General features: G+C 68.5%; 23 protein-coding genes and 2 tRNA genes. 13 read left to right on the top strand and 12 right to left on the bottom strand.

Annotated features, from left to right (window positions below; genetic code table 11):
* Window positions 1–14: 14 nt before the first annotated feature.
* Genes C3942_RS20040 through C3942_RS20015 form a run of 6 tightly spaced genes read right to left on the bottom strand, consistent with a single transcriptional unit; the run spans window position 15 to window position 7,044 of the window.
* The gene (locus C3942_RS20040) at window positions 15–650 is read right to left on the bottom strand and encodes a MotA/TolQ/ExbB proton channel family protein (protein WP_104232147.1); all 636 of its coding nucleotides are present in this window, start codon (window positions 648–650) and stop codon (window positions 15–17) included.
* A 57-nt stretch (window positions 651–707) separates the two neighbouring features.
* Window positions 708–1,049 (bottom strand): hypothetical protein, encoded by a 342-nt coding sequence (locus C3942_RS20035; protein ID WP_104232146.1) that lies wholly within the window; start codon window positions 1,047–1,049, stop codon window positions 708–710.
* Window positions 1,050–1,087: 38 nt separating this feature from the next.
* A complete protein-coding gene (locus tag C3942_RS20030) occupies window positions 1,088–1,819 on the bottom strand; it encodes a tetratricopeptide repeat protein (protein WP_243393690.1) in 732 nt (243 codons plus the stop codon).
* Complete coding sequence (locus C3942_RS20025; protein ID WP_104232144.1) at window positions 1,803–4,628, bottom strand: tetratricopeptide repeat protein; 2,826 nt, start codon at window positions 4,626–4,628, stop codon at window positions 1,803–1,805. Before C3942_RS20025 ends, C3942_RS20030 begins: the two co-directional genes overlap by 17 nt.
* A complete protein-coding gene (locus C3942_RS20020) occupies window positions 4,625–6,457 on the bottom strand; it encodes a tetratricopeptide repeat protein (protein WP_104232143.1) in 1,833 nt (610 codons plus the stop codon). Before C3942_RS20020 ends, C3942_RS20025 begins: the two co-directional genes overlap by 4 nt.
* Window positions 6,454–7,044: a hypothetical protein gene (locus tag C3942_RS20015; RefSeq protein ID WP_104232142.1), complete on the bottom strand. Its 591-nt coding sequence runs from the start codon at window positions 7,042–7,044 to the stop codon at window positions 6,454–6,456. The genes C3942_RS20020 and C3942_RS20015 overlap by 4 nt, the downstream gene beginning before the upstream one ends.
* A gap of 407 nt (window positions 7,045–7,451) precedes the next feature.
* Between C3942_RS20015 and C3942_RS20010 the strand changes: the two genes are divergently transcribed.
* The 3 genes from C3942_RS20010 (at window position 7,452) to C3942_RS20000 (ending at window position 7,942) form a co-directional block, all read left to right on the top strand.
* The gene (locus C3942_RS20010) at window positions 7,452–7,724 is read left to right on the top strand and encodes an HU family DNA-binding protein (protein ID WP_104232141.1); all 273 of its coding nucleotides are present in this window, start codon (window positions 7,452–7,454) and stop codon (window positions 7,722–7,724) included.
* 54 nt (window positions 7,725–7,778) lie between these two features.
* Window positions 7,779–7,854 (top strand) — tRNA-Val (locus tag C3942_RS20005).
* Window positions 7,855–7,865: 11 nt separating this feature from the next.
* Window positions 7,866–7,942: transfer RNA gene (locus C3942_RS20000), tRNA-Asp, on the top strand.
* Window positions 7,943–8,073: 131 nt separating this feature from the next.
* Here the strand turns inward: C3942_RS20000 and C3942_RS19995 are convergent.
* The gene (locus C3942_RS19995) at window positions 8,074–9,282 is read right to left on the bottom strand and encodes an acyl-CoA dehydrogenase family protein (protein WP_104232140.1); all 1,209 of its coding nucleotides are present in this window, start codon (window positions 9,280–9,282) and stop codon (window positions 8,074–8,076) included.
* Between the two features lie 91 nt (window positions 9,283–9,373).
* Window positions 9,374–10,303, bottom strand: coding sequence for a glutaminyl-peptide cyclotransferase (locus C3942_RS19990; RefSeq protein ID WP_165797553.1), 930 nt, complete (start codon window positions 10,301–10,303; stop codon window positions 9,374–9,376).
* 43 nt (window positions 10,304–10,346) lie between these two features.
* Between C3942_RS19990 and C3942_RS22140 the strand changes: the two genes are divergently transcribed.
* The 7 genes from C3942_RS22140 to recG all read left to right on the top strand — a co-directional run bounded on the left by C3942_RS22140 (window position 10,347) and on the right by recG (window position 17,522).
* The gene (locus C3942_RS22140; protein WP_243393689.1) at window positions 10,347–10,541 is read left to right on the top strand and encodes a hypothetical protein; all 195 of its coding nucleotides are present in this window, start codon (window positions 10,347–10,349) and stop codon (window positions 10,539–10,541) included.
* Window positions 10,542–10,699: 158 nt separating this feature from the next.
* The gene (locus C3942_RS19985; RefSeq protein WP_104232138.1) at window positions 10,700–11,566 is read left to right on the top strand and encodes a YicC/YloC family endoribonuclease; all 867 of its coding nucleotides are present in this window, start codon (window positions 10,700–10,702) and stop codon (window positions 11,564–11,566) included.
* 7 nt (window positions 11,567–11,573) lie between these two features.
* Window positions 11,574–12,215 (top strand): guanylate kinase, encoded by a 642-nt coding sequence (gene gmk, locus C3942_RS19980; protein ID WP_104232137.1) that lies wholly within the window; start codon window positions 11,574–11,576, stop codon window positions 12,213–12,215.
* A gap of 53 nt (window positions 12,216–12,268) precedes the next feature.
* On the top strand, window positions 12,269–12,532 hold the full coding sequence (rpoZ, locus tag C3942_RS19975) for a DNA-directed RNA polymerase subunit omega (RefSeq protein WP_104232136.1): 264 nt from the start codon (window positions 12,269–12,271) through the stop codon (window positions 12,530–12,532).
* A 200-nt stretch (window positions 12,533–12,732) separates the two neighbouring features.
* Window positions 12,733–14,895, top strand: coding sequence for a RelA/SpoT family protein (locus C3942_RS19970; protein ID WP_104232135.1), 2,163 nt, complete (start codon window positions 12,733–12,735; stop codon window positions 14,893–14,895).
* Window positions 14,896–14,969: 74 nt separating this feature from the next.
* On the top strand, window positions 14,970–15,353 hold the full coding sequence (locus tag C3942_RS19965) for a RidA family protein (RefSeq protein ID WP_104232134.1): 384 nt from the start codon (window positions 14,970–14,972) through the stop codon (window positions 15,351–15,353).
* A gap of 69 nt (window positions 15,354–15,422) precedes the next feature.
* Window positions 15,423–17,522: an ATP-dependent DNA helicase RecG gene (recG, locus tag C3942_RS19960; RefSeq protein ID WP_104232133.1), complete on the top strand. Its 2,100-nt coding sequence runs from the start codon at window positions 15,423–15,425 to the stop codon at window positions 17,520–17,522.
* Window positions 17,523–17,663: 141 nt separating this feature from the next.
* Here recG and C3942_RS19955 read toward each other — a convergent pair whose 3' ends face one another.
* Window positions 17,664–18,503, bottom strand: a complete 840-nt coding sequence (locus C3942_RS19955) for a MerR family transcriptional regulator (RefSeq protein ID WP_104232132.1) — start codon at window positions 18,501–18,503, stop codon at window positions 17,664–17,666.
* Between the two features lie 47 nt (window positions 18,504–18,550).
* Here C3942_RS19955 and ubiA point away from each other — a divergent pair, with 47 nt between their 5' ends.
* The 3 genes from ubiA (at window position 18,551) to C3942_RS19940 (ending at window position 21,458) form a co-directional block, all read left to right on the top strand.
* Window positions 18,551–19,417, top strand: a complete 867-nt coding sequence (gene ubiA / locus C3942_RS19950) for a 4-hydroxybenzoate octaprenyltransferase (protein ID WP_104232131.1) — start codon at window positions 18,551–18,553, stop codon at window positions 19,415–19,417.
* Entirely contained in the window at window positions 19,414–20,259 is an 846-nt protein-coding gene (locus C3942_RS19945) for an alpha/beta hydrolase (RefSeq protein WP_165797552.1), read from the top strand. The genes ubiA and C3942_RS19945 overlap by 4 nt, the downstream gene beginning before the upstream one ends.
* Window positions 20,260–20,504: 245 nt before the next feature.
* Window positions 20,505–21,458 carry a hypothetical protein gene (locus C3942_RS19940; protein ID WP_104232129.1) on the top strand — a complete coding sequence of 318 codons (954 nt, stop codon included), beginning with the start codon at window positions 20,505–20,507 and terminating at the stop codon, window positions 21,456–21,458.
* Between the two features lie 126 nt (window positions 21,459–21,584).
* Here C3942_RS19940 and C3942_RS19935 read toward each other — a convergent pair whose 3' ends face one another.
* The 3 genes from C3942_RS19935 to C3942_RS19925 all read right to left on the bottom strand — a co-directional run bounded on the left by C3942_RS19935 (window position 21,585) and on the right by C3942_RS19925 (window position 24,239).
* A complete protein-coding gene (locus tag C3942_RS19935; protein WP_104232128.1) occupies window positions 21,585–22,079 on the bottom strand; it encodes a VOC family protein in 495 nt (164 codons plus the stop codon).
* A 28-nt stretch (window positions 22,080–22,107) separates the two neighbouring features.
* Window positions 22,108–23,502, bottom strand: a complete 1,395-nt coding sequence (gene dbpA, locus C3942_RS19930) for an ATP-dependent RNA helicase DbpA (protein ID WP_104232127.1) — start codon at window positions 23,500–23,502, stop codon at window positions 22,108–22,110.
* Window positions 23,503–23,576: 74 nt separating this feature from the next.
* A complete protein-coding gene (locus C3942_RS19925) occupies window positions 23,577–24,239 on the bottom strand; it encodes a ComFC family protein (protein ID WP_104232126.1) in 663 nt (220 codons plus the stop codon).
* Window positions 24,240–24,295 lie beyond the last annotated feature (56 nt).

The following is a 24,295-nucleotide window of genomic DNA, read 5'->3' as shown; positions in this document are numbered from 1 at the left end:
ACTGCGAAGGGGGCTTAGCGGCGGCGGCTGCTGAGCGCGTTGACGAACTTGCCGGCCACGGCCTCGAGGCCGTCGATCAGTTCGGTCGTGCGGCTCTGCAGGTAGGAGTGCAGCAGCAGGGACGGGATCGCCACCATCAGGCCGAAGGCGGTGCAGTTCATGGCCTCCGAGATGCCCTTGGAGAGCAGGTCGGCCTTCTCGGCCGGGTCGGCGGCGCCCAGGGCGGCGAAGGACCCGATCAGGCCGATGACCGTGCCCAGCAGGCCCAGCAGGGTCGACATGTTGGAGAAGGTGCCCAGGTAGTGGGTGCGCTTCTCGATCGCCGGCAGCACTTCCATCAGGCCTTCCTCGGCGGCGACTTCGATCTCGCTGCGCTTGTTCTCGATGCGGGCCTGGGTGATGCCGTTGCTGATGATGCGGGCGATGGCGGTGTCGGAGCCCTCGGTCACGCGGGCGGCGGAGTCCAGGTCACCCTGGGCGATCAGCGGGGCCACTTCGGCCCAGAGCACGGCGTTCTCCTTCTGCACGCGGCGCAGGAAGAACCAGCGCTCGATCGTGATCGCGATGGCGCAGACCGCGACCAGCGCGATGGGGTACATGAAGAGGCCGCCCTGCTGGAAGAAATGCAGAATGGTGGCGAAGAAATCCATGATTGAATCCTCTAGTGTCGCAATGCGTCTGAAATCGGGAAAACGAAAACGGCCGGCCTAGTTGCGTTCCTGCGGCGTGACCAGGCCCTTGCTCTTCAGCGCGCCCGAGAGCGCGTCGTAGTACTCCAGCTGGCGCTCGAACACCACGCGGTCCACCGGCAGCACCTGCTCCTGCAGCAGCCGCGCCGGGCGGTCGATGTCGCGCTCGGCCGGCGACTCGCGCCAGGGCATGATGTAGAGCCCGATCGGCGATTCCTTTTCGCCGGCGAAGATGTTCGTGCCCACCGTCTGTTCCTTGACCGCCGGCCCCTTGGGCGCGGCCTGGGAGGGGGCGGGGGCCACCGGCTGGCCGGCGCCTATCGCAGGCAACTCGTCCTGGGCCTGGGCGGCGCAGGACATTGCCAGAATCAGGGCGGGAAATAAAGCTTTCACGGTCCTCATTTTGCTTGCTCCGCGGCGCGCGGTCGCGCCTGTGCGGCACCGCTCTTCGGCTGCGGCGGGCCGGCCGGCGCCACCCGGGGCGCCGAAGGGGCCACGGCCGGGGCCGCGGGCGGCGCGGCCTTGGCCAGGCTGGCCTCGATCTCGGCGACCCAGGCGATCACCTTGAGGTCCTGCTTGCCGGACAGCCGCTGGTAGTCCTTGTAGTGGGGCAGGGCGTCGGCCGGGCGCTTGAGGTACTCGTCCAGCAGGATCGCCAGGTTGTAGTGCACCAGGGCGTTGTCCGGCTCGAGCTTCAGTGCCTTTTCGTAGGCCATCTGGGCGCGGGGGTAGTCCCGGGACTCGCGCGCCAGCATGCCGAGGTAGTTGAAGGCCACCGCGTTGTCCTGGTTCAGCACCGCCGCCTTGTTGAAGGCCGCGGCCGCCGGGCCCTTGCGGTTGGAGTTGAAGTAGATGATGCCCAGGTTGGTCCAGGGACCGGAGTACTCCGGGAAGTCCTTGGTCAGCGCCACCAGCGCCTCCTCGGCCTCCTGGAACTGCTTGCCCTTGAGCTGCTCCAGCGCCGCGGAGAAGCGCGCCTTCGGGTCGCCCTTGTCGGGCGGCTTGGGCGCGGTGGCCTCGGGGCCGGGGCGGTCCGGCGGCGCCGGCCGCTCCGGCGAGGTCTTGCACGCGGATACGGCCGCGCCCAGCGCCAGCACCAGCGCCAGCTGCAGCTTACTTGAGGCTTTCATAACGATCCTCGCCCTTCTCACGCTTGCCGTACTTGGCCGGCGCGATCGCGGCCAGCGCCTTGGCGCTTTTCGCGACCCATTCGTCGTAGACCCCCTGCGGGATGCGCTTGAGGTTGGCTTCCCAGGCGGCGATGGCCTTCTCCTCGAACGGCAGGGCCTGTTCTTCCAGCAGCAGGTTGTACTGCTCCAGCTCCAGGTCCTTGAGGTTGCGCGGACGCTCCGACTCCATCAGCGCCTTGCCGAAGTCCTGCTGCAGCGTGCCCAGTTCGTAGGTCGCGGCGGTGGTGATCTCGGCAAAGCCGTAGCTGACCGCCTTGTTCAGGGCCAGCACCGCGGTTTCCATCGCCTGCTTCTTGGCCGGCAGCGTCTTCTCCACCGGCGCGGTCAGGCGCAGCGACCGGGCCTGCGCCGCGCTCATGCGGCCCAGCGCCAGGCTGGCCTGGGCGGCCAGCGAGCGGGTGCGGTCGGTGCGTTCGGCGCCGGCGGTGTCGTCGGCCTGCACGATCTCGCGCAGCCACAGCGTCTCGGCGGCGCTGTCGCCGCGCACGCGGGCCAGTTCCACCAGGCGCTGGCGGGCGTCCACCGCGCGGGCCAGCGGCCGCGGGAACTGGCGCACGTAGGTCTCGTAGCCCTGGGCCGTCTCGGCCGGCATCTTGGCCTCGTCGTACAGCGTGGCGGACAGCCAGGCGGCCTCCATGCGCGTATCCACCGCCTCGGTGGCGCGCATCGAGATGCGGCGGTAGGCGGCGGCGGCCTGCGCCGGCTTGTTGTCCTTGTGGTAGGCCACGGCCAGCTTCTTGTCCACGTCGGCTTCCAGGGCATGGCCCGGGAACATGCCGCGGAAGCCCTCCAGCACCTGGGCGGCCTTGGGCCAGTCCTCCAGCTGCATCAGCGCGGCGGCGGCGTCGTAGTCGGCGGTGGCGCGGATCTTGGCCCGCGGCGTGACCTGGCCGACGCGCAGGAACTGGTTGGCGGCGGTGCGCAGGTCCTTGGCCTCGCGCGCGGCCTCGCCCTGCTTGTAGATCGACGCGGCCAGCTGCTCGGTCACCTCGGCGTGGGCCGGGCTGTTCGGCGCGGTGAGCCTGAGCTCCTCGGAGAAGGCCTTCTCGGCGTCCGGGTAGCGCTTCTGGGCGAAATGCGAGTCGCCGGTCACGCTCCAGGCGGTGCGGCGCAGGTCCTGCGCCACGTTGCCCGGGGCCTTGATCACGCGATCGGCCACCTTGATGGCCTCGTCGTAGGCCTTGAGCTCGTACAGGTCCAGCGCGGACTGCGTCAGCACCGGCAGCGTCCTGGGATGGCCCGGGAAGGTATCGGCCATCTTCAGGCTGGCGTCGATCGCTTGGCGCAGCGCGCCGCCGGCGCGGTCGGCCGCCGGCACTTCCTTGGCGTACTTCTGGTAGGCCAGCACGCCGGCGTAGGCCGCCTCGCCGGACTTGGTGTGCGGCGGGTAGTCGTAGGCGGTCTTGCTGTATTCCTTCGCCGCTTCCAGCGTCTGGCCACCGTCGAGCAGCGCGTCGCCGAGCAGGAAGTTGATGTCGGTGATGCGCGGGTCCTTGGGGTAGACCTCGATGATGCGCTTGTACCACTTGGCCGCCACCAGGAACGACGGCTTCTGCGCGGCCGGGTCCTTCTGCGCCAGGGCGTGGTAGTGCTTGGCCAGGTCCTCCATGTGCGAGCGCAGCTCGGTCAGCACTTCCTGCGTCGCCGGCTGGCCGCCCCAGTAGGGCGCGGCCGGGTCGTAGGTGACCGCGTAGCGTTCCTTCTCGCGCACCACGATGTCACGGAAGCCGCCCTCGGAATAGGCCTTGATCACGCGGGTCTGGAAGGCCGGCGCGCGCGGCGAGCGCGGATAGCGCTCGATGAAGGCGCTGTAGGTCTCGGCGGCGTCGGTGTAGCGCTCCTTCTCCAGCAGCGTCTCGCCCAGGGCGGCGTAGACCAGCGGGTAGAAACGCGGATCGCCGTGCTGGGCCAGGTAGTCGTTCAGCGCCTTGCCGCCGCCCAGCTGCACGAAGGACAGTGTCACGACGCGCAGCGAGTCCTTGGCCATGTCGTACTTGCCCTTGTCGACGCCGGACAGCGCCTTGTCGGTCTCGTACTGTTCGCCGGCCGGCAGCTCGCGATCCAGGATCGCGAAGAAGGTGCCCACGGCTTCCTCGAACTTGGCCTGCTTGTACTGGCTCCAGCCGTACTTGTACTGCGCGTGCTGGAAGAACTGGGTCTGGTCGCCCAGGTCCATCACCGTCTTGTACTCCACCTCCGACTCGGCGTAGCGCTTGGTCAGGAATAGCAGCTCGGCCCGGCGGAAATGCGCGTCGCCGGCCAGCTCGGAATCCGGGTGGCGCTCGGTCAGGCGGCGCAGGGTGTCGATCGCCGCGTTGACGTCGCCCACGTTCTGGTAGGCGCGGGCCAGCTGGTAGAAGACGCGGTCGTTGTTCTTGTCCTCGGGGCGGTCGTTCAGCAGTTCGTTGTAGAACTTGATCGACTCCTTGAGGGCCTGGTTGCTCTCGCCGGTGTTGCCCTTGCCGTCCTCGATCTGCACGGTGAGGTCGGCCAGGCGGCGCTTGGCCTCGGCCTTGGTGTCGAGGTCGGGCTGCAGGTCCAGCAGCGCGCGGTAGTTGTCCGCGGCCTTCTGCGGGTCCGTGGCGATCGGCTCGGAGGTGATGATCGGCAGCTTTTCCTGGGTCGGCTCGTCGAGCTTGCCGATGGCCTTGCCGATGCGCGGCGAAGCCCCCTTGATCGGCTGCTGGGAGCAGGCCGCCAGCGCCAGCGCGATCGCGGTGAGCGCGAAGGGCAACATCCTGTTATTCATTTGTCGAGCTCACCTTTCTGCGCGCGGTCGTACAGGCGCGCGAGGGCAAAACGGGCTTCGATCAGGTACTTCTCGATCTGGCGCTGCTGGCCGGCCAGCTCGCGCACCGCGATGGCCTTGAGCAGGGCGTCCTGCTCGGTGCTGATCTGCTCGGCCAGGCCGCGCAGCGTGTCCATGCGCTTCTTCAGGCCCTGGGCGCGCTCGTAGGGGCCGTTGAAGCCGCCGGCCGGCGTGGCGGCCACCGCCAGCGGCGCCGCCGTCGCCGGGGCCGGCGCGGCCAGCTTGCCGCTGTAGGCGCCGGGGGCCGAGAGCTTGGTCTCGGCGCGCAGCTGGATCTTCAGGCCGGCGAAGGGATTGTCGCTGTCCTGCTTGGCGCGCGACAGCAGCTCCGGGATCACCGCCGGCTCGCGCTCGACGCTGGTCCAGCTCTTGTCGGCCAGGTCGATGCGACCGCGCCAGGCGTCGATGTTGCGCGACAGCATGCGCATGTCGCGGTAGTTCTTCAGCGCTTCCTGGAAGCGGTGCTCGGCCAACAGCGACTGCAGGAAATAGGTTTCCGGCGCGTCCGGCAGGTCCTTGAGCTTCCACTCCCAGCCGGCCTCGGAGTCGATGTCGCGGCGCACGATGGTTTCCACCATGCGGCCCTTGCGGATCGAGTCCATGGCCACGTCCATGCGCTTGCGGCCCTTCTCCAGCTCGCCGATGGCCTGCTCGTAGAACTTCAGCGCCTGCGTGTGCGCGCCCAGGCGGTCCAGCGTGAAGGGAATGGCCAGCCAGGCTTCCTGCACGGCCGGGTCCATGGGATCGCGCGAGATCAGCTCCACCCAGGGCACCAGCGCCTTGCGCAGGGCCTCCTCCTCGTCCTTGCGCGCCTTGGACAGGCGGAAGTTGCGCAGGTTGGCGCGGGTGAAGATGTCGTCCTCCAGGAAGCCGGGGCGCAGCAGCACGCCCAGCGTCGAGAAGTTGGAGAACGGGCTCTCCTCCTTGGTCTGGTCGCCCACCTCGACGCGGCGCGTCTTTTCGCCGGTGGGGGCCAGTTCCGCCCAGCCCAGGCCCAGCAGGGCGCGGTTGGAGAACGGGCCTTCCAGGCGGATGCGCGAGAACACCGGCTTGGCGGTGCCGCCCTGCTTGTTCTGCAGGAACCAGTAGCCCAGCGTCAGGTTGGCGCGGTCGCGCAGCGCCAGGTCCTCGGCCGTGACCGGGCGCATGCGGCCGACCTTGTCGAGGATCGTGACGCCCTGCGCGGCGCGGCCGTCGTTGATCAGCGCCACGCCCAGGTTGTAGCGGGTGTACTCCGACAGCTTGCCGGCGTTGTCCTCGGCGGTCAGGGCCTCGGCGGCCTCGCTGTAGCGGCCTTCGGCCATCAGCACGCGGGTGTAGAGGTCCTGCCAGTCCTCGACCAGGGTCTTGGGCAGCTTCTCCTTCATGCGCAGCAGCGTGGCGCGGGCCTCGGCGTTGTAGCCGCGCTGGTAGTCGAATTCGGCCAGCTTCAGGCGGGCCTTGGCCAGCACCAGCGGGTCGGGCGTGCCGGTGGCCAGGTTGCGGTAGATCGCCTCGGCCTCGTCGCGCATGCCGAAGGAGAGATAGCTCTCCGCCAGGCGCCACTGGAAATCGGCCGGCATGCGCGCCGGGTCCTTGCCGCGGCTGCCCGACAGCAACTCCACCAGCGCGGAGAAGTAGCGGCCGTCGGCGTCCAGGAACATCGCGCTGCGGACCAGCGGGTCGGTCCTGGTGCCGGCGACGTAGGGTTCGGCGGCGCCGGCGGCGCCGGCCGCCAGCACGGCCGCGGCAGCCAGGCCGCCGCAGAGGAGTTTGCGCGGGGATTTCACTTCTTGGGCCTCCACTGCGTCATGGAGATGCCGGCCTTGGACAGGCGCGTGCGGCGCGCGATGCTGAATTCGAGGTTGGTCTCACGCTGGTCCTTGTCGAACACGGCCTCGTAGCTGTCGCCCACCGGCGGCGCGTCGGGCTTGGCATCGGCCATCTGGCCGCTGTAGCTGATGCGGATGCGGTGCGCGCCCGCGCCCACGGCGGTGCGCAGCACGCGCTGCATGTGGCCCTCGGAGAGCATCGCCTTGGCATCGCGGTCGGTATAGGCGAAGGTCTGGGGCGCGTTGCCGTCCACCGTCACGCTGACCTCCTTGAGCAGCAGGCCCGGCACCTTGACCGACAGGTAGACGGACAGGCGGGCATGCGGCGGGAACAGCACCTCGTCCTCCACGCCCTGGGCCTCGGTGTTGAACTCCAGGGCTTCTTTCTTGAAGGCCTGCACCGCCTGGTCGAGCTTGAGCGTCTGCTCCTCGAGTTCGGCGGCGCTGGGGCTGGCGGCGTTCGCCGGCAGGGCCAGTGCGAGCAGCGCAACGGGCAATGCAACGAGCATCAGGCCTGCGGACTTGCGGCAGTCGGAGAGGGGCATCGGGGATTGGCTTGGAGTCTGAATCTGGTCGGAGTGTAGCAAAAGGTTCGAGCGGTCAACCCTGCCCGCAATCACGCTGTGACCACGGATGGGGCCCCATGTTCCAACGGCTGGCGAACGGGCGTGCGCTCGTTCGTCGGGCCCGCGCGCTCCCCGGTCGGACAGAGTGGATTTTCCTACACGCCTTTTGCCCTGAAAGCCGCATGGCGCAAGGCTTTGCGGGCGATCGGCGGTTTTGTTGACCGCCTCGCAGGGCGCTTGTTATAAAGCGCCGGACCTGGGCCCCTGCATCCCTGCGGGCTTCGTCGCCGTCACGGCAAAGTCACATCCGGCCCGGGAAAATCCGCATTCAGCACCAGTCGGCCGCCAGGCCGTATCAAATAATCCGTCTGCGAGGGAATGAGTCAATGAACAAGACCGATCTGATCAACGCGGTTGCCGACAAGGCCGACCTGTCGAAGGCCGATGCCGGCCGCGCGATCGATTCGCTGTTTGAAGTGGTGGCCAAGGCGCTCAAGAAGCGCGACAAGGTTTCGCTGGTCGGTTTCGGCACCTTCCAGGTGCGCGAGCGCAAGGCCCGTACCGGCCGCAACCCCAAGACCGGCGCCCCCCTGAAGATCAAGGCCAGCAAAACTCCGAGCTTCAAGGCTGGTAAAGCGCTCAAAGACGCTGTAAAGTAGCGGGCTCTCCTGGGGCGTTCGGTACCGGATTGCCAAGTTTCGAGAAGTTTTCGAGGGTGCTTAGCTCAGCTGGTAGAGCGTCGCCCTTACAAGGCGAATGTCGGCGGTTCGATCCCGTCAGCACCCACCAAGAGATAAAGTGGAGCGGTAGTTCAGTTGGTTAGAATACCGGCCTGTCACGCCGGGGGTCGCGGGTTCGAGCCCCGTCCGCTCCGCCACTTATTGAAGCAGAAGCCGGGCCCCGCAAGGGGCCCGGTTTTTTTGTGCCTGTCGTTCCGCGCCAGGAGAAAGAAAAAGGCGGCCTTGCGGCCGCCTCTCTCGTCTCCTCCAGGCTCTCGCCCTTGTTGTCCTATGCCGACGCTGCCGCTTCTGCGGCCTTCCTGGCCTCGAACTTCTTCTTGCCCGGCAGGATGTTCATCATCTTGCAGATGATGCCCAGCATCACCTCGTCGGCGCCGCCGCCGATCGAGATCAGGCGGGTATCGCGGTAGGCGCGGGAGATGTTGTTGTCCCACATGAAGCCCTGGCCGCCCCAGTACTGCAGGCAGGCGTCGGTCACCTCGCGCGAGACGCGGCCGATCTTGAGCTTGCACATGGAGGCCAGCATGGCCACCTCCTGCGGCGCCTTCTTGCCCAGCACGTATTCCTCGGTGGTCTGGTAGATCAGCGCCTTGAGCGACTCCACCTCGGTGCGCAGCTCGGCCAGGCGGAAGTGCACCGACTGGTTGTCCAGCAGCGACTGGCCGAAGGCCTGGCGCTGGCCGGTGTAGTCGATGGTCTCCTTGATCAGGTTGAACAGGCCGTCGATGCCCGACGCGGCGCCGAACAGGCGCTCCTCCTGGAACTGCATCATCTGGATCGTGAAGCCCATGCCCTCGCTGCCGATCAGGTTGCGGCGCGGCACGCGCACGTTGTCCAGGAAGATCATGGCCGTGTCGGAGGAGCGCATGCCCAGCTTGTCCAGCTTGGTCCGGCGGTCGATGCCCTTGGCGTCCATCGGCACCACGATCAGCGACTTGTTCATGTGCGGCTTGCCCTCGCCGGTGTTCACCAGCATGCAGGCCCAGTCGGACTGGGTGCCGTTGGTGATCCACATCTTGGAGCCGTTGATCACGTAGTCGTCGCCTTCGCGCCGGGCCGTGGTCTTGATGCTGGCCACGTCGGAGCCGGCGGAGGCCTCGGACACGGCGATGGACACCACCATCTCGCCGCGGATCGCCGGGTCCAGGTATTCCTTGCGCAGCGCCGGCGAGCCGAAGCGGGCGAGGGCCGGGGTGGCCATGTCGGTCTGCACGCCGATGCCCATCGGCACGCCGCCGCAGATGCAGTTGCCCAGGGCCTGGGCGAAGATCATCTGGTAGGAGTAGTCGAGCCCGAGGCCGCCGTTCTCCACCGGCTTGTTGATGCCCAGCAGGCCAAGATCGCCCATGCGCTTGAGCACCTCGTGCGCCGGCCAGATGCCGGCCTTCTCCCACTCCGGAACCTGCGGGTTCAGCTCTTCCTCGACGAAGCGCTTGGTGGTGCGGTACAGCTCCTGGTGCTCGTGGGTAAGTTGCATTACCAAAACTCCGATGAATAGCGATGAATCCACTATACATCTGCGCCCCCGCGAAAGGCTACGCCTTCAGCTGGCGTGTCGGTAATGATCGTTACTGATCGATGCTTCCGGCGGCCGCCGGAGCCGGAGCGGCAGGCCAGTCCACGCGCAACCCGAACATCCGCGGCCACCATTTTCCGGTGACATATAAAAGGTCATGCTCGGCATCGTAGGCCAGCCCGTTGAGCACGGCCTCCTGCGGCAGCTCCCGCCCTTGCGGCAGTCGTTGGCGCAGCGGCTTGAGATCGAGCCAGCCGCCGAGGCGGCCGTCGGCCGGGTTCACCAGCGCCACCTGGTCGCTGTACCAGAGATTGGCCAGCAGCCAGCCCCGCGCAAACTCCAGCTCGTTGAGCTGGGCGATCGGGCGGTCGCCGTGATGCACTTGCACGCGGCGCAGGTCGCGGTGCGTTTCCGGATCCATGAAGGTCAGCCAGGATGAGCCGTCGCTGCGTACCAGCTGCCGGCCGTCGCTTGCCAACCCCCAGCCTTCGCCTTCGAAACGGAATTCGCTCAGCAACTGCAGGTCCAGGCCGAACACGAAGCCGCGCTGTTCGCGCCAGCTCAGCAGATGCAGCCGCTCGCCATGCAAGGCCAGGCCTTCGGCGAAAACCTGGCGGGGCAAAGCCACCTGGTTCAGGGTCTGCTGGTCGCTCAAACGGGTTTCGAACAGCGCAGATTGCGCGTAGAGGCCGCTGCTCTCGAACATCCGTCCTTCGCGAAAAGCAAGGCCCTGAGTGAAGCGTTTCGAGTCGTGCGGCAGCTCGCGCAGCACTTCGTACGAAACCGCTGAAACGCTGTATCCATCAGCGTTTGCGGGCATTCCGCACGCAAGAAATTGAACGACCAAAACGCAAAGTGCAGCAAATTTTTTCATGCGATCCGGCGGGTGTGAAAAAGTCGCTCCAGATAAAGGCGTTGCTTTTTTATTTATTTTTAAGTAAATATTCACAACAGGGAAATGCGCGTTGCATCTCCTGCTCATGCGGAAAGCGTTCCGCAAACCGTCTAGATCGGAGGATTGTGACATGGCAACCACTGCGAAGAAGGCTGTAAAGAAGGCTGCGAAGAAGCCGGCTGCGAAGAAGGCTGTGAAGAAGGCTGCCGCCAAGAAGCCGGCCGCCAAGAAGGCCGTGAAGAAGGCTGCGGCCAAGAAGAAGCCGGCCGCCAAGAAGGCCGTGAAGAAGGCCGTCAAGAAGGCCAAGGCTGCTGCCAAGGCCTAAGCTGTCCCGCTTCAAGGCTCGGGCGGACATGCGCCGCCCGCGCAGCTTCACCATTCACGCATGACCGAAGTCGCCACGCCGGGTTTCCTAGCGTGGCGATTCTTTTTTCCGGGCGCCGGTACAATGTCCGCCTTCATTCCTGACGACGGACACCTCACATGATCCGCAGCATGACGGGCTACGCCCGCGCGGAAGTGCAGAAGCCCTGGGGCCGGCTCAGCTGGGAGCTGCGCTCGGTCAATCACCGCTATCTCGACCTGCAGCTGAAGATGCCCGAGGAATTCCGGGCCATCGAGAACGAGCTGCGCGTGCTGGCCGGCGCCCGACTGGGCCGCGGCAAGGTCGAATGCGGCCTGCGCTACAACCGCGAGGCCCAGGCCGACGAGAAGCTGCAGCTGGACCTGGGCCGGCTGCGGCAGCTGCGCGAGGCCATGGACGTGGTGGGCCATGAATGCGGCCCGCTGACCGCCACCGACCCGGTGCGCCTGCTGTCCTTCCCCGGCGTGCTGCGCCAGGAGCAGGCCGACTTCGCCCCCATGCTGGCCGAGGCCCGAGCCCTGTTCGAACGGGCCCTGGAAGACTTCACCGCCACCCGCGGCCGCGAGGGCGAGCGCCTGGGGCAGTTCCTGGCCGAGCGGACCGTGGCCCTGGCCGAGCTGGTGGCCAAGGTGCGCGAGCGTCATCCGCTGGTGCGCGACCAGTGGCTGCAGAAGCTGAAGGCCCGCTGTGCCGAGCTGGGCGTGGAGATCGAACCGCAGCGCCTCGCCCAGGAAATGGCCCTGGCCGCCACCCGCCTGGACGTGGAAGAGGAAATGTCGCGCCTGCTCAGCCACCTGGAAGAGGTGAAGCAGGCCTGCGCCCGCGGCGAATCGGTCGGCCGCCGCCTGGATTTCCTGATGCAGGAACTCAATCGCGAGGCCAATACCCTGTCGTCCAAGTCGCAGGACGCCGAGATCACCCGCTGCGCCGTCGAGATGAAGGTCATCATCGAGCAGATGCGCGAGCAGGTCCAGAACATCGAGTAGGCGGCGCATGACGGCATCCGGCACGGCGGCGGGCACGCTGTTCATCGTTTCCGCCCCCTCGGGCGGCGGCAAGACCAGCCTGACCCGGGCCCTGGTCCCGCACCTGTCCGCCCAGGGCATCCCGGCGGACATCTCGGTGTCCTATACCACCCGGGCCCCGCGGCCGGGGGAGGTGGACGGCACGCACTACCACTTCGTCAGCCGCGAGACTTTCGCCGGAATGGCCGAGCGCGGCGAATTCTTCGAGCATGCCGAGGTCTTCGGCAATCTCTACGGCACCGGCCGGGCCAGGACCGAGGCGCTGCTTACGGCCGGGCACGACGTGATCCTGGACATCGACTGGCAGGGCGCCCGGCAGGTGCGGGCCCAGACCGACGAGGCCGTGGGCATCTTCATCCTGCCGCCGTCGCTGGCCGAGCTGGAGCGGCGCCTGCGCGGCCGCAGCCAGGACAGCGACGAGGTCATCGCCCGCCGCATGGCCCAGGCCCACGACGAGATGTCCCATCATGACGAGTACGACTACCTGATCGTCAACGAGGACTTCGACCGGGCCCTGCGGGAGCTGTCGGCGGTTTTCGTGGCCCACCGGCTCCTCATAGAAGGGCAGGCCCGGCGCCACCGGGACCGGATCCGGGGCTTGCTGGCTTAAAGGCGCCCGATCCGGTACCATGCCGCCCTTGTTTTTGCCAGAGTCCTGCTGCCATGGCCCGTGTAACCGTTGAAGACTGCCTCGCCCGCATCCCCAACCAGTTCGACCTGACCCTGGTCGCCGCCAAGCGCGCGCGCCAGCTCGCCCGCGGTGCCGACGCCCGCCTGCCCTGGGGCAACCACAAGTCCACGGTCCTGTCCCTGCGCGAGATCGCCGAGGGCTACATCGACCGCAGCGTGCTCGAAGAGATCGACCTGCCGGCCGTGCAGCAGCCGAAGGTGGAGCTGGAAGCGCTGGATCCGTCTTTCGACGCCTAAGCAGGACACGCGGCGCCAGGCCGCGGACTTCCAGAGAAAATTCAAGGCCCGCGCAAGCGGGCCTTTTTTGTTGGGGGCGCCCTCCATGGCCACCCGTGATCCGCCGCAGGCGATGACATCGAATCATCGCCCCGCGCAGGCGGGTCCTTTTCGTTGGGGTCTTGTTAGGTGCCCCGGCGGGCACAACATATACTCCAGCCATGGAACTGCCCGTCATCCAGCGCATCAGCACCGTCATCCGTACCCAGCGCGCCGAGCGCGAGTACGGCATCGACGCGCTGGCCAAGGTGCTGGAGGGCTATCTCACCGACGAGCAGATCGCCGAGGTGCGCCGCGCGGCGGAGTTCGCCGGCAATGCCCACAAGGACCAGCGCCGCACCTCCGGCGAGCCCTACGTCTACCATCCCCTGGCGGTGGCGCGCATCCTGGCCGAGATGCGGCTGGACCACACCACGCTGATCGCGGCGATCCTGCACGACGTCATCGAGGACACCGGCATCTCCAAGGACTCCCTGGCCCTGGAGTACGGCAAGGACGTGGCGGAGCTGGTCGACGGCGTCAGCAAGATCGGCAAGATCGAAGGCATGAGCCGCCAGGAGCGGCAGGCCGAGAGCTTCCGCAAGCTGCTCCTGGCCATGACCCAGGACCTGCGCGTGATCCTGGTGAAGCTGGCCGACCGCCTGCACAACATGCGCACCATGACCCACGTGGCGCCCGACAAGCGCCGCCGCGTGGCCCAGGAAACCCTGGACATCTACGCCCCCATCGCCCAGCGCCTGGGCATCCACACGATCCGCACCGAGCTGGAGGACCTCGCTTTCGAGGCGATCTACCCGCGGCGCTACTTCGTGCTGGCGGCCGCCATCCGCGAGCAGATGGGCGACACCCGCAACGTCATCAAGGAAGTCGAGCAGAAGCTCTCGGCGGCACTGAAGAACGAGGGCATCGGCGCCACCGTGGTCGGGCGCGAGAAGAACATCTACAGCGTCTACCAGAAGATGCAGCGCAAGAAGCTCAAGTTCCTGAAGGTCATGGACCTGCTGGGCTTCCGCGTGATCGTCTCCAAGGTCGACGATGCCTACCGGACGCTGGGCGTGGTGCACCACGTGTTCAAGCCGGTGCCGGGCGAGTTCGACGACTACATCGCCAACGCCAAGTCCAACGGCTACCAGTCGCTGCACACTGCCTGCGTCGGCCCCGGCGGCCACAAGGTCGAGGTGCAGATCCGCACCCGCGACATGCACCACGTCGCGGAAAGCGGCATCGCCGCCCACTGGCAGTACAAGCTCGGCGCCCGCGACGGCACCGCCGCGCCCCAGGCCCGTGCCCGCGAATGGCTGCGCGGCTTGTTCGACACGCTCAACAACGCCAACTCCATGGATTTCCTGGAGAGCGTCAAGGTCGACCTGTTCCCGGACGAGGTCTACGTCTTCACGCCGCGCGGCGACATCCGCCGCCTGCCGCGCGGGGCCACGCCGGTGGATTTCGCCTTCGCCGTGCATTCGGAGCTGGGCGAGCACTGCGTGGCGGCCCGCGTCGACGGCCAGCTGGAGCCGCTGAACTCGCCGCTGAAGAACGGCCAGACCGTGCAGATCATCACGGCCCGCCATGCGCGGCCCAACGCCGCCTGGCTCAACTTCGTCAAGACCGCCAAGGCCCGCACCTCGATCCGCAGCTACCTCAAGAACCAGCGCGAGGACGAGGCCATCCGCCTGGGCCGGCGCCTGCTGGAGATCGCCATGCGCGAGCTGCAGGTGCCCGTGGCGGCGCTCAAGGACGAGAAGCGCTATGCCCCGGTACTGAAGGCCTATGCGCTCAACGACATCGAGGACCTGTTCGTGTCCATCGGCACCGGCAGCCGGCTGGCGCCGCTGGTGGCGCGCCAGCTCCTGCCCGAGCACGAGATCGACAAGCCCGCGCCCGGTGCCGCGCAGTCGCTGGCCATCGAGGGTACCGAGGGCCTGGTGCTGGACTATGCGCGCTGCTGCTATCCGGTGCCGGGCGACGAGATCCGCGGCAACGTCAGCGTCGGCCGCGGCATCGTGGTGCACCGCACCGACTGCAAGCACGTCAAGGCGCGCCCGGAAGACTGGGTGCCGCTGACCTGGGCCGACCAGGTGCAGGGCGACTACCTGGCGGAAATTCGCGTGAAGGCACAGAACCAGCGCGGCCTGCTGGCGCGCGTCACCACCGAGATCGCCGAGGCCGGCTCCTCGATCGAGAACGTGCAGATTCCCGATCGCGGCGGCGGCGAGGGCCTGGAAATGCGCTTTCTGATCACGGTGCGCGACCGCGTCCACCTGGCGCGCGTGATCCGCCGCATCCGCCGGCTCGACTCCGTGGAGCGCGTCATCCGGGCCTGAGGCCCGCAGGCTGTGCCTTGCTCGCGGGGGCGTTTGGATTATCCTTCGCCATCTTTGAAGGACGTTCCCCGGACATGACTCGCGAAATCATCCAGACGGACGCGGCCCCGGCCGCCATCGGCACCTATTCGCAGGCGGTGAAATGCGGCAACACGGTCTACCTCTCGGGCCAGATTCCCCTGGATCCCCAGACCATGACCCTGCTCAACGCCACGATCGAGGACGAGATCCACCAGGTGTTCAGGAACCTGGCCGCGGTGGCCCAGGCCAGCGGCGGCTCGCTGGCGGACATCGCCAAGCTCAACGTCTTCCTGACCGACCTGGCGCACTTCGCCAAGGTCAACGAGATCATGGGCCAGTACATCAAGCCGCCGTACCCGGCGCGCGCCGCCATCGGCGTCGCCAGCCTGCCGCGCGGCGCGCGCGTCGAGGCCGATGCGATCCTGGTGCTTGGATAAGGCCATTCCCCCCGAACCGTTCACCCTTGCCATGAACGGGCGCGGGGGAATCCAGGCGAGGGCATTGCCGTGAGCAAGGGCTCCGATGCTCCCCGCAAGCCGGCCTCCGCCCCCACCCTCGCCACCGAGGTCAAATACCTCAAGGGTGCCGGGCCGGCGGTGGCGCAACGCCTGCGCGCCCTCGGCATCGAGCAGGTCCGCGAGCTGCTGTTCCACCTGCCGCTGCGCTACGAGGACCGCCGCCGCATCACGCCGGTGACGAAGCTGCGCGACGGCGAGGAGGCCCAGGTCTGGGCCCGCGTGCTGCATGCCGAGGTGCGCTATGCCGGGCGCCGCAGCCTGCGCGTGCTGGTCGACGACGGCGAAGCCAGCCTGCTGCTGCGCTTCTTCCACTTCAACGAGGCCCAGCGCCAGGCCTTCCAGCCGGATCGCTGGATCCAGGCCTACGGCCCGGTGCGCCACGGCGCGCAGGGCTGGGAGATGGTGCACCCCGAATACCGCCTGGCCGACCGGCCCGAGGACCTGCGCACCGAGGACCGGCTGACGCCGATCTACCCGCTGACCACCGGCATCACGCAGGCGCGACTGCGCGCGCTGGCGCAGCAGGCGCTGAAGATCGCCGAGGGCGACGGCGGCCTCGCCACGCCGCTGCCGGAACTGGGCGAGCCGGGCACGCTGGCGGCGCTGCGCACTCTGCACCAGCCGCCGGGCGATGCCGATACCGACGCCCTGCTGGCCTGCGCCCATCCGGCGCAGCGGCGCCTGGTGCGCGAGGAACTGCTGGCGCACCAGCTGTCGATGCGCCTGCTGCGCAACCGCGTCAAGGCCGGCGCCGCGCCGAAGATCGGCGGGCTGGCGGCGGCGAGGAAGGAGCTGCAGGCCGGGCTGCCGTTCTCGCTGACCGGCGCGCAGCAGCGCGTGATCGGCGAGATCGCCAGGGACCTGGACAGCGCGCGGCCGATGCTGCGCCTGGTGCAGGGCGACGTCGGCTCCGGCAAGACCCTGGTGGCTGCCGCCGCGATGCTCACGGCCGTGCGCGCCGGCTGGCAGGCGGCGCTGATGGCCCCCACCGAACTGCTGGCCGAGCAGCACGCGCGCAACTTCCGCCAGTGGCTGGAGCCGCTGGGCGTGGAGGTGCAATTGCTGGCCTCCAAGCTGAAGAAATCCGCCAAGGACGCCGTGCTGGCGCGCATCGCCGGCGGCGGTGCCGGCATCGTCATCGGCACCCACGCGGTGTTCCAGTCGGCGGTGAGCTTCCACCGCCTGGGCCTGGTGGTGGTGGACGAGCAGCACCGCTTCGGCGTGCAGCAGCGCCTGGCGCTGCGCGACAAGGGGCGGGGACGGCTGTCGCCGCACCAGCTGATCATGTCGGCCACGCCGATCCCGCGCACGCTGGCGCAGACCGTCTACGCCGACCTCGACGTCAGCATCATCGACGAGCTGCCGCCGGGCCGCTCGCCGGTGGTCACCGGGGCCATGTCCAACGAGAAGCGCGGCGAGGTGCTGGCGCGCATCGGCGAGGTCTGCGCGCAGGGGCGCCAGGCCTATTGGGTCTGCACGCTGGTGGAGGAGTCCGAGCAGGTGGAGGCCCAGGCCGCCGAGGACACGGCGCTGCAGCTGCGCGCCGAGCTGCCGGGCCTGCGCGTGGGCCTGGTCCACGGCCGCCTCAAGCCGGAGGAGAAGGACCTGCAGATGCGCGCCTTCAAGGAAGGCCTGACGCAGCTGCTGGTGGCCACCACGGTGATCGAGGTGGGCGTGGACGTGCCCAACGCCAGCATCATGATCATCGAGAACGCCGAGCGGCTGGGCCTGTCGCAGCTGCACCAGCTGCGCGGCCGCGTCGGCCGCGGCGCGGTGGAGAGCCAGTGCCTGCTGCTGTACAAGCCGCCGCTGTCGGAGATGGCGCGGCAGCGCCTGGCGGTGATGCGCGAGACCAACGACGGCTTCCGCGTGGCGCAGAAGGACCTGGAGCTGCGCGGGCCGGGTGAATTGTTCGGCCGCCGCCAGACCGGCGTGATCGGCATGAAGCTGGCCGACCCGCTGCGCGACGCCGACCTGGTGGCGCCGCTGCAGGCGCTGGCGGACCGATGGCTGCAGCAGCAGCCGGGCCGGGCGGAGCTGCTGATCGGGCGCTGGATCGGGGATGTGGGCAAGTACGCCCAGGTTTGAGGATGCGAACAGACCTGCTGCGCGGTCCGATCTCGCGCGCGCGGTGCTCGCTGTACTTCGGTACAGCTCCGCGCCTAACGCGCAACCTGGGGCCGCTCGCTACGGTTTCTTCACATCCCCGGAGAGCTTGGGGAACAAGCCCTAAGACTTCTGCTGCGGCAACTGCTCCAGCACATGCGCCAGCACGTCGCCCAGGTTCTGCTTGATCGCCTTCTCCATCGCGCGCGCCACCTCGGCGTCCACGGCGATGTCGGCCACCGGACGCAGCTTCCAGATGGTTTCGGCCAGGCGCGGCACTTCGCTGGCCGGCGGCAGCCTGCCCTGCATGTAGGGCGCGAAGACGTGGTCCACGATCAGCTGCACGATGCCGTTGGCGGCGCGCTCGACGTTGCCGCGCAGCATGCGCACGATGTCGAGCAGCTCCGACAGCGGGATGCCCATGGCGACCAGCTCGCCGGCGGCATGGATCAGTTGCGGGCGCGGCGCGCGGAAGCGCAGGCCTTCGGACTGCAGGATGTCCAGTTCCACGGCCTTGCGCAGCACCGGCGCGATCTCGGAGGCCTTGATGCCCTTGCCGAGCAGCTTCACCAGTTCCGGCATCGTGAAGTAGGCCGGCAGTTCCTCGGACCAGGGCGTGGTCAGCGCGGACTCCAGGCCCAGCAGCTGGCGCAGGTCCTGGCCCTGTTCCCAGGCGCCGATCAGCTCGGCGATGTTGGCCAGCGTGTAGCCGCGGTCCAGCAGCTGGCCGATCAGGCGCAGGCGTGCCAGGTGGGCGGCGGTGTAGATGCCGGTACGCCCGCGCTTCTCCGGCGCCGGCAGCAGGCCGCGGTCCTGGTAGGCGCGCACGTTGCGCACCGTGGTATCCGCAGCGCGCGCGAGCTCGTCCACCGTGTACTCGGAGGCGTCCCGCAGGCTGGTTTTTGGCGCTCCGCGCCGCGTGCGCGGGGCGGGCGGCGACTCCGCACCTGATTTCCTTTTCATGCCAAGATGATAGCGCAGCCGCGCGACTTTTTTACCCATCCCCTGGCATGTACCCGAAACTGACAGACTATGCCCGCCTGATGCGCCTGGACCGGCCCATCGGCATCTACCTGCTGCTCTGGCCCACGCTCTGGGCCCTGTGGTTCGCCGCCGGCGGCCCGCCGCCCCTGCCGGTCTTCGTCGTTTTCGTCCTCGGCACGGTGCTGATGCGCTCGGCCGGCTGTGCCATCAATGACTTCGCGGACAGGGACTTCGACCCGCACGTGGCCCGCACCCGGGAGCGGCCCCTGGCGGCCGGCCGGGTCCGTCCGCGCGAGGCCCTGGCCCTGTTCGCCGGTGTCTGCCTGCTGGCCCTGGCCCTGCTGCTGTCGCTGCGCAACCTCCCGGTGGTGCTGTGGTCGGTGCCGGCGGTGATGCTGGCGGCGGCCTATCCGTTCATGAAGCGCTGGATCTCGATCCCCCAGGCGGTGCTGGGCCTGGCCTTCTCCTGGGGCATCCCGATGGCCTTCGCCGCGGTGCGGCCCGAGGTGGACTGGGCCCTGGCCCTGCCGCTGATGGCCGCCAACGTCGCCTGGGTCATTGCCTACGACACCTGGTACGCGATGGTGGACCGGCAGGACGACCTGCGCATCGGCGTGAAGTCCAGCGCCATCCTGTTCGGCCGGCACGACCGGCTGGTCATCGCGCTGCTGCAGGGCGGGGCGCTGCTGCTGCTGATCCAACTCGGGTTCAATACCGGCCGCGGCCTGTTCTACGAGGCCGGCATCGCCGTGGCGGCGATGCTGATGGTGTACCAGCAACGGATCACGCGCGGGCGCGAGCCGGCGCGATGCTTCCAGGCCTTCCTCAACAATCACTGGTTCGGCGCGGCCATCTTCATCGGATTGGCGCTGGATTACGTAGTGGGGGCATGAAGACGAAACTCCTGACCCTGGCGCTGGCCCTGCTGCTGGCCGGTTGCGCCACCCATACCGGGCTCGCCGGCTCCCCGAAAACCACACCGGAGATGGATGTGGGCTACGCCGTCCAGAAGGATATGCGCTACACCCCGGACGGCTGGCCGGCGGAACTGCGCGCCGACCTCTGGCGGCCCGCCATCGGCGGGGCCAAGCCGGCGGTGCTGCTGATCCACGGCGGCGGCTGGGTCGGCGGCAAGCGCCAGCACATGGACGGCATCGCCCGGCGCCTGGCGCGCCGCGGCTACGTCGTGATGAACATCAGCTACCGCTTCGCGCCGCAGTCCCGCCATCCGGCGCAGTTCGAGGATGCACGCCAGGCCCTGCGCTGGCTGCGGGCCAACCACGCGGCCCTGCAGGTGGATCCGCAGCGTGTCGCGGCCTGGGGCTACTCCGCCGGGGCGCACCTGGCATCGCTGCTCGGCGCCGCCGACACGTCTCCGGCGGATCGCGTGCAGGCCGTGGTGGCCGGCGGCATCCCCGCGGACTTCCGCAACTATCCCGACAGCCCGCTGATCGGCAAGCTCATGGGCACGACGCTGGCGGACGACCGGGCCGGCTGGAGCGCTGCCTCGCCGGTGCTCCGCGTCGGCCGCGGCAGCCCGCCGTTCTTCCTCTACCACGGCGGCTGGGACCGCCTGGTGGCCGTGGAGAACGCCGAGGCGATGAAGGCCGCGCTGGATGCGGCCGATGTTCCGGCCGAACTCTATGTCCAGCGCGGGCTGGGACATATCTCCGCCTTCCTGTTCGACGGCGGCGCCGTGCGCGCAGGCACCGCCTTCCTCGACGCGAAAATGTGACGCAGGGCCTTCGCGCGGCATTGCGATCTGCGGTGAGCTGAGGCCTGCGCCGCAGTTTTCATCGCTGATTTCCGCAACTGAGCGCCGCTTCACAGAATCGCTCGGGCGCGCCGCCAGAATCGGTTCCGCAGGCAAGAGGCCTGCTCCGGATCCCGATGACCGGCGTCGGTCGCCCACGACCTCCCAACGACGCCTGTCCGCGACGGCTCCGGCTTTTCCTCAATGGAGTTGAACTGGAGGTTGTCATGAGCATTGAAGCGACTCAATTCACCTCGGCGTCCCTTCCCGAAGCCGAGCGCCGCGAAGCGGGCAGGATCGCCCAGGGCATCACCGCGGCGGTGGTCAAGGGGCTGCTGCACCGCGCCGATCCCAAGGCCTTCGCGATTTCCGCCGATGTCGACACGCTGGAGAACCAGGCCGCCGCGGCCGTGCGCAGCATCGACGCGCAGACCTTCGAGCACATGCGCCCGAAGCTGCAGCAGCTCGCGGCGGACACGGCCAAGGTGCAGAAGCTCACCGGCGTGGCGGTGCCGGAGCTGAAGAAATCCAACGCCATCATCTTCAAGCCCGCCGCGCTGCCCCAGGGCGCCGTGCCGCGCTCCGGTTCGGCGCCGCAGAAGTACCGGCGCCTGGATCTCAACCTGCGCAAGCTGCACTGCGTGGACGAGACCAACGGCGGCGTGTTCTCGCCGGAGGACGGTACCGACGACATGGTGCTGGGCGCCATCCGCATCGGGGCCAGCGGCAACGTCGACTACACCAAGGCCATCGTGGCCGGCGAGTTCGCCCACGACAACACCTACCGCAACTTCGGCGAGCTGCCCTTCGGCTCGGTGAGCCTGCGCACCACGCCGGGCTATCCCAAGACCTTCTACTGGATCTTCCAGCTCGTGGAGTCCGACAGCGACGACGCCGAAGTGGCCGCCGGCATCACCAGCGCGCTGCGCACGGTGGTGACGATGGTGGCGGGCATGGTCGGCGGCGCGGGCATCGGCGCCATCGCCGGCGCGGTGGTGGATGCCATCGGCATGATCATCGGCCTGTTCATCGACGACGACGTGTTCTCGCCTTACGGCGTGGCGATCCGGCTCAACAGCGAGAACGACCTCGGCTCCGACGGCGTGCGCGACGAGCACACCGGCAACATCAGCGCCCACGGCGGCACCTATCGCATCGGCTACCGCCTGCGCCTGGTCTGAACCTTTGCGCTCAATGGGTCACGGGTCGCCGCCGCTGTCGCGGTGCGTTGGGACGTCCTCGGGGCGCCGGCGATCCGTGCCCGCCTTTTCCGGCGCTACCGCAAGGACGCGGTAGCGCCGGTTGCTTCAGCCGTCATAGGCCTCCTGCAGCGCCGCGATGTCGAGCTTCTTCATCTTCAGCATCGTGCTTATCACGCGCGTGCACTGCAGATCCGTGCCTTTCATCCACTCGCCCATCTGCGCCGGCACGATCTGCCAGGAGAGGCCATGGCGGTCCTTGAGCCAGCCGCACTGCTGGGCCTCCGGATCGCCGCCCTCGGAGAGGCTGAGCCAGTAATGGTCGATATCCTCCTGCGTGCGGCAATTCACCTGCAGCGACACCGCCTCGGTGAACTTGAACATCGGGCCGCCATTGAGCGCGGTGAACCTCTGCCCGTCCAGCTCGAACTCCACCGTCATCACGCTGCCGGGTTCCTTCTGGTGGAACTCATGCCCGGCTTCGGTGAAGTGCGCCACCTGCAGGATGCGCGAGTTGGGGAAGATGGAGATGTAGAACTTCGCGGCCTCCTCGCCCTGGTCGTCGAACCACAGGCAGGGGGTGATGGTCTGGATGCGTTCCATGCGTATTGCCTCCTTGCGTCGGTGAAGCTCAGACAATCTCCCGCACGCGGAATTTCCGGCCCTTGATCTTGTTGCTGCGCAGGCCGTCCAGGGCCTTCTTCGCCAGCTTGATGTCGATGGCGAAGTAGGTGCGGGTGTCGTAGGTATTGATCTTGCCGATGGCGCCGTTGGGGATGCCGGCATCGCCGGTCAGGGCGCCGAGCAGGTCGCCGGGGCGCAGCTTGTCGCTGCGGCCGCCGTCGACGCAGAGCGTCACCACCGTGGGCTTCAGGGGCTTGTCGGGAGAGAAGCTGCCGGCGGCCAGGCGCTGCACTTCCACTTTGGTTCCGAGGCGCTGCTCGATGGCCGTCACGCGGGCGTGTTCGCGCCCGCTGAACAGATGCAGGGCCAGGCCGCTGGCGCCGGCACGTCCGGTGCGGCCCACGCGGTGCACGTGAGCGTCGGGGTCGGCCGGCAGCTCGTAGCTGATCACGCAGGCGAGGTTCCTGATGTCCAGGCCGCGCGCCGCGATGTCGGTGGCCACCAGCACGCGCGCGCTGCCGTTGGCGAAGCGCACCAGCATCTCGTCGCGCTCGCGCTGGTCGATGTCGCCGTGCAGGGAGAGTACCGCGAAGCCGCGCTTGCGCAGCTGCGTCTCCACCTCCTGCGCGTCGTTCTTCGTATAGCAGAACACCAGGGCGGACTCGGGCTGCCGCGTGCTCAGCAGGTGGGCCAGCGCGTCGAGGCGGCGCGAGGCATCCACTTCGTAGAACACCTGCTCGACCTGCGCCGGCGCGGCGGCGAGGTCGGTGCGTGCCTCCGCCGGGTCCTTCTGCAGGCGCCGGCTGACGGCGCGCACCGCGTCGGGGAAGGTGGCGGAGAAGAACAGCGTCTGCCGCGTCTTCGGCGACTGCTCGATGATCGCGCGGCTGGCCTGCTCGAAATCGGCGTCGAGCATGCGGTCGGCCTCGTCCAGCACCAGCACGCGCAGCTGGTCGAGCTTCATCGCGCCCTCGGTCAGCAGTTCCTGCACGCGCCCGGCCATGCCCACCACGATATGCGGCGCGTGTTCCAGCGAGGCCAGCTGCGGCCGCTTGGAGATGCCGCCGCCCAGCACCGTCAGCTTGATGTTGGGCAGGCAGCGCGCCAGCCGGCGGATTTCCTTGGCGATCTGGTCCGCCAGTTCGCGGGTCGGGCACAGCACCAGGGCCTGCAGCTGCTTCAGGTCGGGATCGATGCGCGACAGCAGCCCCAGGCCGTAGGCCGCCGTCTTGCCGCTGCCGGTGCGGGCCTGGCCGATCACGTCGCGGCCTTCCAGGATCAGCGGCAGGCTCAGCGCCTGGATCGGCGTCATCTGCCGGTATTCCAGCGAGTCCAGCGCCTGCAGCAGGGCGGGGTGCAGGGGCAGGCGGTTGAAGGGCTGCGAGGGCGGCTGATTGTCCACGGATCACCTTGGGGCGGCCCGCTCCGGACGGCGCGGGGCGCGGATTGTGAGGCCTGGCGGCGCTTTCTGCCTGCTCATGCGGTGCGGGCCACCGCCCAGGCCTCGATCCGGGCGGCCCCGGCCTGCCGGCAGGCCCGGGCCAGTTCGGACAGGGTGGCGCCGGTGGTCATGACGTCGTCCAGCAGGGCCAGGTGCAGGCCGTCGAGCGCACTCCTTATATGGAAGGCGCCGCGCAGGTTGCGGCGGCGCTCCACGGCGGTCAGGCCGATCTGGTCGGGGGTGGCGCGGCGCCGGACGGCCAGGCGCGGGTCCACCGCGATGCCGGTCAGCCGGCCCAGGTGATGGGCCAGTTCCCCGGCCTGGTTGTAGCCCCGCCGGGCCAGGCGCCAGCGGTGCAGGGGCACCGGCAGGATCAGGTCCGGGCGCGAGGGCAGGCGCGGCGCCAGCAGCCGGCCCAGGCGCGCGGCCTCGATCAGCCGCCCCTGGTATTTCAGGCGATGAATTCCTTGCTGGACAGGCACTTCCAGGCGGAAAGCGGTCCAGGCGGCGTCGAAGGGCGGGGGCTTGGCGGCGCAGTGCCCGCAGCGTTCGCCGTGGACCTGGGGGCGGGCGCAGCCGGGGCAGGCCGGGTCGTTCCAGGGCAGGCCGGCCTGGCAGTCCGGGCAGGCGTCGCTGCCGGGGGTGCCGCACCAGGTGCAGACGGCCGGAAACAGGGCCCCCAGCCATCCGTCAATCATGCGGCAGGCCTTTTGGTTGACAACCCCGGGGTCCGCCCCGACACTGCCGCCCACGA

Origin of the sequence: Solimonas fluminis (assembly GCF_002930645.1) — a bacterium.
Lineage (GTDB): Bacteria > Pseudomonadota > Gammaproteobacteria > Nevskiales > Nevskiaceae > Solimonas_A > Solimonas_A fluminis.
The sequence above is the reverse complement of the archived record's forward strand: the minus strand, read 5'-3'. Positions and strand labels throughout refer to the sequence as shown.